Origin of the sequence: Massilia brevitalea, assembly GCF_030711405.1 — a bacterium.
GTDB lineage: Bacteria > Pseudomonadota > Gammaproteobacteria > Burkholderiales > Burkholderiaceae_D > Telluria > Telluria brevitalea.
The window spans coordinates 48,044-60,676 of the sequence record NZ_JAULSI010000036.1 but is presented as its reverse complement, the minus strand read 5'-3'; the positions used below and the strand labels follow the sequence as shown (position 1 = coordinate 60,676).

Here is a 12,633-nt window from a genome sequence, read left to right as displayed (position 1 = left end):
AATTATCCACCTATCGATGTGTCCGGGGACATTAGACCACTACACTGAACTGCACTCGGTATCGATCGACGGCTGGCGCCACCTTGGCCTGCATGTCGCCCTGGCGGCCCTTAAAATAGGCTGCAACGAGCCCTTCGACTTCCTCGGCTGTGTAGATGCGTGAAGCATCGAGCTTGCTCTGAAGGTCATGAATCAGATTTGGATCCGATACGTCTGCGAGTTCGGCCGTCTCGAAATATGGTTGGAAGGCTGCTTTGATCTCTTCGGGATCGTTGACGAAGTCGATGACAAAAGTCTGGTCTTTCCCAGGCATCGTCCGGTTCAATCGGGACAGGGTCTGCACAGCTGCGACGCCTGCCAGCTTCTTGTCCACATACATGGAAACAAGCTTCGGCTGGTCAAAGCCAGTTTGGTACTTGTTCGCCACTAGGAGGATCTGAAACTCGTCGGTATCAAATGCTTCCCGCAGATCTCGCCCTTTCAAGCCAGGGTTCATATTTGCTTCGGTGAACTCACCAGGCCCGCTTTCGCCGTCGACAACTTCGCCCGAAAATGCGACGAGCGTCCCCAAGGATTGATAGCCTTGCGATTTGATGTACTTGTCGATCGCCTGCTTGTATCGAACCGCTTCTTTGCGAGACGATGTCACTACCATCGCCTTGGCTTGACCGTTCAGTCTCCAGGCTACGTGTGCCTTGAAGTGCTCAACGATGACTTGAACTTTCTGTGAGATGTTGTAAGGATGCAGCCGAACCCACTGCATCAGAGAGATCATTGCATCGCTTTGATCAACGGTGTCGCTGTCGTAGTCCTTGCCATTGTGGGCCAGCTTGAACGCCAGCTTATAGGGCGTGTAGTTCAGCAGAACATCGAGGATGAAGCCTTCTTCAATGGCCTGACGCATGGAGTAGACATGGAAGGCTTCCGGCAGATTGGTGTCTGATGCCGGCAATGAGGCATCAGGGACACGTCCGAACAGTTCAAGCGTTTTACTCTTCGGTGTAGCAGTGAAAGCAAAGTAGCTCAACGAATTAGGCTGCGGCCGTGCTGACATTTCCGCAATCAGCAAATCTTCACTGCTGAGCTCCTCGCCTTCTTCGATCTGTGCGGCGGTCAGCACCTTTTTCAGGTTCTTAGCGGCGGCGCCTGTCTGCGAAGAGTGTGCCTCATCTGCGATGATGGCGTAGGTGCGGTCCTTCAGTGAAGTCTCTCTCTGGATCGCCTCCAGAACAAAGGGGAACGTCTGGATTGTGACAATGATGATTGGAACGTTGTCCTTTAACGCCTGCGCAAGCTGAGCCGACTTCACACCTTCGTTCGTCACGCGGCAAACGACTCCCTGCTTGTGCTCGAACTGGAAGATGGCGTCTTGTAACTGCTGATCTAGGACGGTCCGATCCGTGATGACGATGACCGATGAAAAAATCTTGCTGTCGGTATCGTCGTGTAAGTTGGACAACTGATGCGCCAGCCAGGCGATTGAGTTGGTTTTTCCCGAGCCGGCCGAATGCTGAATTAAGTATTTGTGTCCTGCCTTCTCCTGCTTGGCAGCAGCAAGCAATTTTGTAACACCTTCCCACTGGTGGAACCGGGGGAAGATCAGCTTCTCCTTGATCTGCTTTTTACCCTCTGCATTCCTTTTCTCTTCTCTGGCTAGGTGCACAAAGCGGCCGATGATATTAAGCCAAGCACCACGATCCAGCGTCCGCTCCCACCAGTAGGAGGTGCGGTAACCGAAAGGATTTGCAGGGTTGCCAGCACCGCCTTCGTTCCCAAGATTGAATGGTAAAAAGAACGTATCCTTCCCACGTAGTTCGGTGGCCATCCACACTTCGTCAGTGGACGCCGCAAAGTGAACTAGCGCCCGGCGTTTGAACGCCAACAACGGTTCTTCTCGCTTACTAGCGGGATCCTTAGGGCTGCGGTCGTACCGGTACTGGTTCTTAGCGTCGTCAATCGTTTGGGTGAAGTCGGTCTTGAGCTCCGCTGTGGCAACCGGAATACCATTGATGAAGAAGACAAGATCTATGGAATTCTCGTTCGACAGACTGTAGCGGACCTGACGCACGACCCGGCAACGAACTTTGCTATACCGATCTAGCACCTCAGGGTTGATCAACTGTGCCGGCTTAAATTGACACATCTCAATGTTGCCCGAACTGACGTCCTTGAACCCTCGGCGCAGCACCGCTAACGAGCCGTCTTTGTCGAGCACTTGCGTCAGCCGGGCCAACAGAGTCATCTCAGTCGCTCCGCTGTGTGTTGCCTTTAGCTTGTCCCATGCTTTAGGTTGGGTATCCTGGATCCAGCCGATCACGTCGTCGGTGTACAACGCTAATTCACGGTTGTACTTGGATGCGTCACCTTCTAGCCATCCGTTGGCGGTTAGGTGAGCGACGATGTCGGATTCGAAGTGGATTTCTTTGTGTAGGCTTGGCATTCGTCGTCCTGGCTTAGTTCTTTTGTTTCAAGGCACGCAAAAGGTCACCTAGGTTTCTTTTATCGGCCGATACCCACATATCGGCATTGGCGCTCACCCCTCGAACGATCGCCGCAGCAGCTGAGGCTGATGAGAAAAATTGATCACGAGTGACAGTCATCTTCCCGTCACGCTCGGCAATCACGCCCGACTCAATCAACTGGCGACGCATTTGCGCGTAGCCCGGCACGTACACGTCGAAGCTCGGAACAGGCTCTTTTACAACTGTGCTGCCTTCTTTCAAAGTAACGCCACCCTCTACGGTTTCAATGCTCGCTCTCGCCTCTTTGTAGTTGCCATAGAAAACTGCGCCACGTGGAAGTGCGGAATAGATGCCGGTACGTTTCCCGATCGGGTAGGCTTCGATCTCGCCGCCCTCAATGATCACTTCTTCACCAGGTGTTGGAGACACTTCAAATTGTTTAAACCCAAGCAACGGTAACATTAACAACAAATCAGCTAGAACGTTTTCGGCGAACGCATATTCTTCTTCGCCGAGGGCCGGTGGCTGTGGCTGATTCCCGTTGTCCAGCGCAGCTATGCCCGCTTCTAACGCGAGTTTGACCAATCTCGATTCGAGATGTTGAATATGTGCCTTATTTAAGCGAGTCTCTGCGGTGAAGAAAAGTGCCCGCTCCCAGAAAGCTTTCCTTGCGGTGTGGTCTTCAAGTCTTTTCCCGACTGGGTCCCCTTCGCCGATGTACATCGTAGATTGGCCAACAAGTAGATAGACGCCAGGAAAACCCCATTCCTTTCTCCCTTTTACCTCTCCAAGCAATGCACGGAAAAAAATCGTTGCTTTACCGATGCCGTCATCGCGTGTAGCAACCAGTACGCCTGTGGGATCACCAGATGGGACGAAAATACGGAGCGAAAACGGTCTCATGCAGCTTCCTTGTCTTGAACCGGATGGGCAACCTCGCTCCGAACATCGATCTTGCCTGTGACAGCAGCGGAGATCAGAGCGGTGCGGTGTTCTTTTTGCAGGGCGATGGCTTGCTGTGCCTTGTCAATAAGTACATCGATTCGTTGCATTGCACGTTGCAGTTGAACTACGATTTGTCTCTGTTCCTGCAGCGGAGGCAAGCCGATACAAATCTCTTTCACGAGATCAGTGTTCAAATTTGGCTGGCCTGCACCCTGCTTGATGCGTTCACGAAGATTTTGTGTCAACGACGCAAGGTAGTAGTACACGAATTGAATGTCTGCAGATTCGTTTAAACGCTCGAAACCAACGACGCCATCGTTCGCACATCCATCAATAGCCAAAATCTTGGGAACGCCCAGCGTAGCTCCGCTGTTCGAAAGCAAAAGCGTCCCCGCACGAAAAAGTCGACTATTCGCAGCACCGCTCTCGGTAAGAAATGACGATGTATCGACCAGATACATGGACTCATCCTTGGTTATTTCACCTACCGTTACCCAAGGAGTGTGTTCGCCATTAAAAAATTGAGGATCGCCCGCTGGTCGAGGGGACGCCCCTCTAACGACCTGAGCGATAGCTCTGAGCGGCGGAACCGTCCAATGCTTAGGAACGTCCCCCAGCCATTCCACGCCGCTGTTCTTCATGGGCACGTTAGGATCAAGCCCCTTCGTTACCGAATGCGAAATCACGGCTTGCCGCTTTTCTTTAAGCAGGTCAATCATCGCTTCTTGCTTGGCAATCAGGGTGTCGATCTTGGCAGTTTCACGGTCGAGGAATTTGGCTATGCTTTGCTGATCAACCAAGGGTGGAGCAGAAATGACTAAACGCTCTATGACGCTCATGCCAATGTTTGGCTGAGTCCCGTAACTGCACGAGATTCTTACATTCTCTTGAAAGAAATCCGCAGCGAAATTGTAGTAAACAAATTTTGGTGAAAATCGTTTTGGATCGACTCGAATTAGTGCAAGCGGCGACCAGATTGCGAAAGCATGATCGGTCTCGACAATAGCAAACGTGCCGGTTGTATTGCCGGATTTGACCATAAAAATATCGTCACGGCGTGGAGCGCACTTCTTTGAATATTCGAAAAAAAGTTCATTGGTTATGAAGCCTCGGCGCCTTTCAAAATCAATTCTGCTGTTCTTAATTGCTTCAGCCGATATGAACTGCATGCCGGAATCGACGAACTCTGGAGTTTCGTGAGGACCATCAGTGATGGGTATTTCAATGCAATGCTTGAGTGCTTTGACCTCCCAGCCCAGGGGGGCCTCACCAATCCACTGGACGCCCGATGCTTTGTACGTGGGATATGGCTCGAAGGTCACGCAGTCACCTCATTCAGCAATGCCAAGATCTCGCTTGTCACGGCCTTGAGCTCGGCATCAATCACTTCTAGCGGCCGTGGCGGCGTGTACTGGTAGAAGAACCGATTGAACGGGATCTCGTACCCGATCTTAGTCTTGTCGTGGTCGATCCATGCATCAGGCACATGGGGCAGCACCTCACGCTTGAAGTAGGCTTCGATGTCGTCCTTTAGGGGAACGTTTTCCGTGTCACGCAGCTTGGCGTCGGCCTTGGCCTTACCCTTCTTGTCCGAGACCGCCTTACCTTGCTCATCTTTGAGTGGGCGCTCCACAGTGATAGTGCTGTATCCAAAGTCGTTGTTGTCGAAAATCCGGCACACCAAGAACGTCTCGACCTTGCCGCCCTCAGGTGCAGTCGGGATTGGCTGATCTGCCGGCAAGACGCCATCGCTAATCGTCTTGCCGTCTGCATCGGTCATTTTTACCTGCCGTAACTCTTCGAAACGCCCATGCAGTTCAACCAGGCGTTCAATGTCTGACGGTGCTAATTCCTTGCGTTTGCTGCCAAGTGTCTTCCGCATCTTGCGGTAGTACTCTGCGCCGTTGATGAGCTGCACCTTGCCCTTACGAGCGTCAGACTTCTTGTTTGTGAGGATCCAAACGTACGTCGAGATCCCTGTGTTGTAGAACATGTCAGTTGGCAGTGCGACGATCGTTTCGAGCCAGTCATTTTCAATGATCCAGCCCCGGATCTCCGACTCACCAGAACCTGCGCCGCCAGTAAATAGGGGTGAGCCGTTCAGGACGATACCGATACGAGAGCCACCTTCGTCTTTTACCTTGTCGTAGGGGCGCATTTTCGACAGCAGGTGCATTAGGAAAAGTAAGCTACCGTCAGACACCCGTGGCAGGCCAGGTCCGAAGCGACCGGCAAAGCCGCGTTGTTCGTGCTCTTTGCGGATGTCCTTCTCCACTTTCTTCCACTCGACGCCAAACGGTGGATTGCTCAGCATGTAGTCGAAGTCTTTGCCGGCATGCCCATCATCCGACAACGTGTTACCCATGATGATGTTGCCGACGTCCTGGCCCTTGATGAGCATGTCCGCCTTACAGATAGCGTAGGACTCATCGTTGAGCTCTTGACCGAACATGACCATCCGTGCCTTAGGGTTAAGGCTGTGTAAGTGTTCGCCTGCGATTGACAACATGCCACCAGTACCCGCTGTCGGATCGTAGATTGAACGGACAATGCCAGGCTTAGTCAGTGCTTCATCGTCGGCGGTGAAGAGCAAGTCCACCATCAAGCGGATTACTTCTCGTGGCGTGTAGTGCTCACCGGCCGTCTCGTTCGAGAGCTCGGCAAAACGGCGGATCAAGTCCTCGAAGACCAGTCCCATGTCTGCGTTAGAGACGACGTTCGGGTGTAGGTCGATCGCCGCAAATTTCTGGACGATGAGGAAAAGCAGGTTGTTGTCGTCCAGCTTTTCGATCTGTTTAAAGAAGTCGTATCGTTCAAAAATGTCACGTGCGTTGTCGGAAAACGCGTTGACGTAAGCGATCAGGTTGGCCTTGATATGGGCTGGATCACCCTGCAACTTTGCAAAGTCGAACGGCGACGTGTTGTAAAACGACTGCGCTGCCTTCTTCGTCAGGAACGTCTTGAGGTCGATGCCTTGGCTCTTCCGAGCCTCTACCTCCGCCAGTACGGCTGGCTTAGTGGCTTCGAGCACGCAGTCCATGCGACGGAGCAGCGTGAAGGGCAAGATGACCTTCCCGTAGTCGGATTGCTTATAGTCGCCCCGAAGAAGGTCGGCCACTGACCAAGTGAAAGATGCGATTTCGGAGTAATTTGATGACACTTTTGATCCTGAGAGTTAATTTCTGTAAGGCATTGTACGAGCAAGGAGACCAGCTTGGAAGGGAGAAATGGGAGGAACTTGGTCGCATTCCGGCGTTGCGGAACCCACGAAAAACCGAAATTTGGTGGGTTCTGATTTCTCTGGATTGTCTACCGGCGTTGGGATTCTGGAGGACTTTGTTATCTTGTAGGTAGAGGGTAACGAAAGGAAGCAAAAAAATACCGTTCCGCAGCAAGACAGCGTTGCTACGCCGTCACTGTAGGGTTAGCTTCGGCCGAGACCGTATCTGCTCACCGGCCTGTACTCCTAGTGTGAAAAGCGTCCAACAAAAAATACTACCCCAGCCATACGTGTGGCAAGATCAAGTTTTGAAATCGGAGGAACCATGGGGAAGTACGGCGACGCGGCAGTGAAAGCAGTTCGAACCTATACGACCGGGACGACTAGTTCGATAATGGACGCGTGGAACTCGGCTGTCGTTGAGATCTTCCCAAGCAGCCCATCTTCTCAGGACAAGGGCTGCCCGCGTGGGACTTTCTTGGGCATATGCGAAAGCGGCATCGTAGTTGGTGTCCCCAGCGGAAAGTATACAAAGTCGGCGAAGAATAAGATCTATGGGTTAAAGGCGGTAGCCACGCTACGGAAAGATCCTCACTACGCAAACGACGTGGCGGCTCTTTGGAAGCAAATTATGGACGGTGAAACAAAAGTACCGAATCACCAAATGGATGTAGTTACGTCGCTTTGGAAGAATGGGCTTCTCAAAGACAATGCGTAGAGGGGCCGTCTGACTTCACAATAGCTCGCAACTCTTCAATAGCTAGCAATTTAAGGCCACGATGCAGCATACGATGACAATTCGAGCAAACAATTGCTAAGTCGTGCAAGTACGTGACAGTTCTTTTGCCAGCAGAGGCGAGTGGAATTTTATGATGCACTTCGCAGTAGTCTTTCCCGTGCGCTCCGTATTTTTGCTCAAAATCGAACTCGCATACTTCGCATGCTAGAGTATGTTTTTCATTGAGGACTTGATTCTTCTTCTCCTCAACGATTGCTTGATTGCGTTCGCGTTGTAGGTGCATCACCCAGGACGCAGCGCCTTCGTTAGCAAAGATTTCGCCGTCGATATCTGGTATATCTGAGTCTGCAGCCCTGTCAGCGGCTACCCATCCAAGCTCCTCCAAGGCTGTAGCGAATTCTTCGTACATGATCCATTGGCCGTGTCCGTTTTCATCAAGAGTCGTCGTCCACTCTGCAATAGTGCTGAGTTGATCAACCGTCGGTGGAGATATTCCTGACGCCTTTGAGATAGCTCTGGCGAGTTTTCCGTAGTGGAGGCGTCCGGATCTGGGACCAGTATAGCCAGCTAGCGCAGCAAGTTTTTTAACGGATATGGTCATGTCTGGCGCTGCATAGTGCCCGACCAGCATCTTCATTTGGCTATCGGTAATCTTGGGCCTCAACTCGGTCAATGCATCCTTGAAGACCTCGACATGGTCGATTTCATCTTCGAGTGCGGTGTCCGAAGCTGATTCCAAAAGCGGCGACGGGACATCGATCTGTCCCAATGCACTCCACTCCAGTTTGCTGAGCGCTCCCCGACGAAGACGCTTATACCGTGCAAGAAATCCTGGGACTTCATCTATTGAAAATCCGATAATGGGCCAGTCGCTATCGTGTTTATGCACGTTGCAGTTTCGGCCCGAAAGGTCGACTTCACGTTCTAGCCAAGCTCGCACCATCGCGGGCGTGATACCGTACACGTCTGTGACCGCAGCAGGGCTAATGGCAATTTCGACGTCGTTGCCTTCGTAAATATTGCTCCAATATACGGCGTTGACTTGGCCTAATGCATTCGTCAAGCGAAATCCATGGGCGAGATCGCCGAAAGTAGTTTTGCCAAAAGCGACGCGAACGTCATCTTTTAACTTGCTCTTCAAATTTTCTGAAAGCATGGCGCCCCTAAGCATATTGATCAATTGTGAGAGCGGTCTCCGATCCATCAGATTCCGTTGCAGGCTCATTATGTAAGGATCTTTTAAAGAATCCCCTGAGATAGCATCACCACTTCCATCGTGCGATAGTGGTGCATATCTGTCAACAAAAATCGCACCGCTCAGGATTCGGTCAGACGAAAAGATGGAGTGTGACCGGCCGAAAGCAATGAACAAAAAATCCCCTAAACTACGGGGAGTCAATGCGTCGTTACCGCTGAAGAAAGCGTTTGCTACGACAATCTTTCCCAGCCAGCCAGCCTGACGCCACGCTGAAGACAGTGAAGAGTACTGGAAGCTCGATGCCAACCATAGCCAGCCCGATCAGGGTCGTGAAAACTCCCCTGGCCTGTCGCTGCTGGCTTTCTTGTCCAGTTTTTCACGAAGCGTCGGCTTAGCGGTCTTGATGGCCTCGGCAACCGAAGCGTCATCGCCACCATCAGTTCTGACATCAGCACTGGCGTCAGAATAGTACTCTTCGACGATCTCTGAAATTTCTTCGCCCGAATCTTCGAAGGCACCGTTGGCAAAGCCCTTTTTGGCGCTTTCGTCGAGCGCAGTTTGATCGTAGCCAACCGCCTTCCTGCGCTCGTCGTTTGCCCTAGCCTCGGCGATGCTTTCTTCCAGTGTCAACCCTTCGCGTACCGTCAGATCGACATAGTAGACCGGGGTCCTGTGGCTCATGGTCGTGCTCTTGCCACGTAGACGAAGCTCAAGGGGAAGGCATGCCAGCAAATTCCCTGACACTGCCTGGTAATAGTTGAGCCTTGCAGCGAGACTGCGGATGCTGTTGAACCCAGTCGTGCGGAAGATGAAGGTTCCCACTTCGTCTTCGTCCCCGATTTTTACATTCAAACGACCGTACGGCTTGCATAGACCACCCTTAGCAAGCTCGCAAGCGTCAGGTGAAGGGCATGGCAGCGCCTGAACGCCGGAGGCCGTATAGCGCCTGCAAACCTCTCCATTGCCGACGCACATCGGACGGCCTGTCGAACGATCAAACATGCTGTACTCGGCCCTCAGGTTTAGGTCAGGATCGTTAAACAGCACGCGTACCGGAATTGAGCGGATCTTTCCGTTGCCCGATGCTTTTCTGAACTGCTCGTCGTAGGGATGATTCACCCATCCATCCCGGCTCTGGACCTGACTGGTGATGGTGAATTGGTCGTCCTTTTCGGGCAACCGTTTGCCGTTCTTCTCAACAACACGTCCGATTGATATCCGACCCAATACCGGGGGCGTTATTGCCAAACCTTTGATCATTTTCTGGCTCCTTGTCAAAGTGCCGCCCGCCCTCGCTTTCACGAGAGGGGCATGCAACGGAAACAGCCCCGACTGGGGCGTAGACTTCGGTTGAACTGCAGTGGGGTTTGTTACGTGCTGATGAGAAAACGGCGGCTACCAGGACGAAGGAGCGGGTAAGTCGATAGCAGTTCTGGTTGTTCTCGGAGAAGTGCAGTCGCGTCGAGGCCGATGCCATCTTTGCTTCGCTTCCAAGACACGCTGCCGGTCTCGAACTTGGCTTTGCTCGCATCGCCCATGCGTTGCTGGATACGCTGCTTGAGCTCAGCCTCAATCTTTTCCCGAACTTCGATCTCAGCCTTGATTGCGACCAGATCTGAGAACGTATTGGACATCTCGGTATCGTCGGTGAGATCAAGCGTACTGCCCGAATCATGCGGATACAGACACTGAAGAGCCATGGCAGCCGAATCTGATCCATCGGCAGGTGGTGGCGTATCAGTCTCAACGTAGTGCCAAAACTTCCGCTCAAGCTCGCTCAGCATGGAGATCAAAGCGTCGTCACGTTCGATGCGATGAACCCTGATCTCTTGGCCGCAGATAAGAACGCAGACATCTGCCGCTTGCTTGTTTGTGACCGCAAGTTGATGCTGCACCTGAAGCTGGACGTACTCTGGTACACCCTCTTTCCAGAGCCTTGAGCCGAACTCGCCAGCGGTCTTACATTCAAGGATCTGAACGTCATGGGCACCAGAGACTGCGTAGTCCAGATTGGCCAGCATCCAGGCTTTGTCCGGATCGGGATGCTGCAAAACTGCGTTAATCCGCCGCACCCGGTTACCAGTTCGCTTGGTGTAGTGCGCCGCAACGATCGGTTCCAACAACGAGCCCCAATACATTGGAGAGGTCTCGTCCTTTGGATCGATCTTCGGAAGCCCCTCGTCCCGGCCCGTTTTCACAAGCCACAGTTCCAACATCGATTGGTACGGATTGAGCCCAACTGCCGCTGCCGCGTCCGAACTCCCGATGCCACGCTTGCGAACCTCCAGCCACGATTCACGGCTCCGATCCTTTGTCGATACAAGCCGAAGTGCCGGCCGGGTGCCTGCTACCGCTACTGTTCCCATATCAATGCCTCCTCAATGTGAAAAGCCCGACTGAGGGGTTAGCTCAACCGGGCTTCGGATGGTTCAGTAATGAATAATCTCGTTCTAGGCGATCATGATCAATGCCTGGTCGAGTGCTTTTTGCTTCAGTGCGGCGCCTTGACCGAACCACGCTGAATCCAATCGGTGGTCGGTGCTACGAGCTCGTCGTTCATGGTCGACAAATTCTGTGACGGAGTTCAGAAGGCCAAACGCCGTCCCCTTCGATGAAGCCAGTTCTGCGCCCTTGCCTTGGCCTTCGTACAGAGACATTGCCTTCGTCATTGCGCGTTCGTTAGTCAGCCCTGCAGGATTGTTCGGATCTGAGAAGACACGCAGGAAGTAGTTGAAAGCCTCCGTCGATTTCACCTTGCGTTCACTCAGGCCCTTCATCTGGTACATGAAGCTGTCCCAAGACGAGACCGAAATGCCTAGTTTCGCCTTCACTGCTGCAGGATCGAACGTGGTGCTATGTCGAACCTTCACTGCACCAGTGCTGCCGGCCAGCGCTACAGCCAACGTGTTGTTACAGACGACCCTGATCGAAGTGAACTGTGCCGTTGTGGCAAGGGTGCCGTCGCAACCGGTCGCCAGCAAAACGTAGCCATTGGTTACGTCGCCGCCCTTTAACGTTGATGACTGCCCAGTGCGAGCAAGGGCCCAGATCGTGCGACCGCCTTTGAGGACGCCAGCTGTTTCGAGCTCGTACCCCGAGATCTCCGTGAGGTCACGGTAGAACTCCAAAATTTCACGAGGCTGAACGACTTTGTATCGCTGGCTCACGACCGAGAGAGGTGCGTTGCTGTCCGAACGGTAAAGTACCTTGTTGTCGGGATAGCTCATGATTGCGCCCAGACTGCCAACGCTTTCAGTCATGAATCGGACGGGAGTCTCCTTGATCTGAAAGTTCAGACCAGCTTGCTTTGCCCAGACTTCGAGCGGTTGATGAGTGGCGAGGCGGTTACCGAGGCCATGCCAAGGTGTTTCGGCGACATACGCCATTGATTCGACGAGGTGAGCCATAGTTTTTCCTTTAATTTGAACGGACGCGACAATGCCGCTGCAAGGAGACACCGATAGTGTTCGACGTGAGGTAGTTGAAATTTGCGAAAGTACGATTACGTGGCGAGGGCCGATGGGGTGCGAGCGATAGATTATTTACGCGCGTAGGTAAACGAATTCGACGGTTGCCCGAATACTTCTTCAAGTACCTCAACGATAAACCTCACGATTTTCACAATGAGTGAAAAGGAAAATTTATGTAGACACTGCTTCATGGTAAGGCACCTTTAAGGAATAGTGAAAGACGTTACTTCTCACATTTCTTATACCAAATCATTGTGTTGTTATTGAATGAGGTCACAGTTACAGGGACTGAGTGACGGCGGATGTAGCGGTGCTGGGGCAGCGAAGCTGAGCCAAACTAGTCTTCATTTCTCTGTCTATAAGAAATTAATCTAGGTATGCAGGGCGATGGCAATGGCCAAACGTAAGGGCAGGAAGCTTTCGAAATCTTATTTTCCCGGGGGACGTAGGGACCAATTCCAAACTTGTACCGTTCCGACCTCTCGATGAGCATAGTTGTCAAATCACAACTTTCCGGTTATTCTAATGCCACGTATGCCGAACGAAGAGACCATCGACAATCGTAGACTTTGAGCTCAAGTCAAAATTCGGAATCGCCT

The 12,633-nt window shown here is 52.4% G+C and carries 9 protein-coding genes; 1 reads left to right on the top strand and 8 read right to left on the bottom strand.

The genetic code is table 11. The annotated features are described in order from the left end of the window. Positions 1-31: 31 nt before the first annotated feature. From QWL29_RS20385 to QWL29_RS20370, 4 genes are read right to left on the bottom strand one after another with little or no spacing between them, the layout of a single operon-like run. Positions 32-2,440: a type I restriction endonuclease subunit R gene (locus QWL29_RS20385; RefSeq protein ID WP_305824707.1), complete on the bottom strand. Its 2,409-nt coding sequence runs from the start codon at positions 2,438-2,440 to the stop codon at positions 32-34. 13 nt (positions 2,441-2,453) lie between these two features. Beyond that, positions 2,454-3,365: a GIY-YIG nuclease family protein gene (locus tag QWL29_RS20380; protein ID WP_305824706.1), complete on the bottom strand. Its 912-nt coding sequence runs from the start codon at positions 3,363-3,365 to the stop codon at positions 2,454-2,456. After that, a complete protein-coding gene (locus tag QWL29_RS20375) occupies positions 3,362-4,729 on the bottom strand; it encodes a restriction endonuclease subunit S (RefSeq protein WP_305824705.1) in 1,368 nt (455 codons plus the stop codon). The genes QWL29_RS20380 and QWL29_RS20375 overlap by 4 nt, the downstream gene beginning before the upstream one ends. Then, complete coding sequence (locus QWL29_RS20370) at positions 4,726-6,567, bottom strand: type I restriction-modification system subunit M (protein ID WP_305824704.1); 1,842 nt, start codon at positions 6,565-6,567, stop codon at positions 4,726-4,728. Before QWL29_RS20370 ends, QWL29_RS20375 begins: the two co-directional genes overlap by 4 nt. Before the next feature lie 385 nt (positions 6,568-6,952). On the opposite strand from QWL29_RS20370, the gene QWL29_RS26950 reads away from it, so the two are divergent. Beyond that, a complete protein-coding gene (locus tag QWL29_RS26950; protein WP_441295511.1) occupies positions 6,953-7,345 on the top strand; it encodes a DUF6979 family protein in 393 nt (130 codons plus the stop codon). On the opposite strand, the gene QWL29_RS20365 is transcribed toward QWL29_RS26950, so the two are convergent. The 4 genes from QWL29_RS20365 to QWL29_RS20350 all read right to left on the bottom strand — a co-directional run bounded on the left by QWL29_RS20365 (position 7,329) and on the right by QWL29_RS20350 (position 11,971). Continuing rightward, on the bottom strand, positions 7,329-8,738 hold the full coding sequence (locus QWL29_RS20365) for an HNH endonuclease (protein WP_305824703.1): 1,410 nt from the start codon (positions 8,736-8,738) through the stop codon (positions 7,329-7,331). The genes QWL29_RS26950 and QWL29_RS20365 overlap by 17 nt on opposite strands. 147 nt (positions 8,739-8,885) lie before the next feature. Further along, positions 8,886-9,824, bottom strand: coding sequence for a recombination directionality factor (locus QWL29_RS20360; protein WP_305824702.1), 939 nt, complete (start codon positions 9,822-9,824; stop codon positions 8,886-8,888). Positions 9,825-9,934: 110 nt separating this feature from the next. Continuing rightward, positions 9,935-10,930, bottom strand: coding sequence for a YqaJ viral recombinase family nuclease (locus tag QWL29_RS20355; RefSeq protein WP_305824701.1), 996 nt, complete (start codon positions 10,928-10,930; stop codon positions 9,935-9,937). An 84-nt stretch (positions 10,931-11,014) separates the two neighbouring features. Next, the gene (locus QWL29_RS20350) at positions 11,015-11,971 is read right to left on the bottom strand and encodes a DUF932 domain-containing protein (RefSeq protein WP_305824700.1); all 957 of its coding nucleotides are present in this window, start codon (positions 11,969-11,971) and stop codon (positions 11,015-11,017) included. Positions 11,972-12,633 lie beyond the last annotated feature (662 nt).

Excerpts from the sequence above, each read along its gene's own strand:
- QWL29_RS20385 (WP_305824707.1), bottom strand. The coding sequence starts at position 2,440 with ATGCCAAGCCTACACAAAGAAATCCACTTCGAATCCGACATCGTCGCT.
- QWL29_RS20350 (WP_305824700.1), bottom strand. The coding sequence starts at position 11,971 with ATGGCTCACCTCGTCGAATCAATGGCGTATGTCGCCGAAACACCTTGG.
- QWL29_RS26950 (WP_441295511.1), top strand. The coding sequence starts at position 6,953 with ATGGGGAAGTACGGCGACGCGGCAGTGAAAGCAGTTCGAACCTATACG.
- QWL29_RS20380 (WP_305824706.1), bottom strand. The coding sequence starts at position 3,365 with ATGAGACCGTTTTCGCTCCGTATTTTCGTCCCATCTGGTGATCCCACA.
- QWL29_RS20355 (WP_305824701.1), bottom strand. The coding sequence starts at position 10,930 with ATGGGAACAGTAGCGGTAGCAGGCACCCGGCCGGCACTTCGGCTTGTA.
- QWL29_RS20360 (WP_305824702.1), bottom strand. The coding sequence starts at position 9,824 with ATGATCAAAGGTTTGGCAATAACGCCCCCGGTATTGGGTCGGATATCA.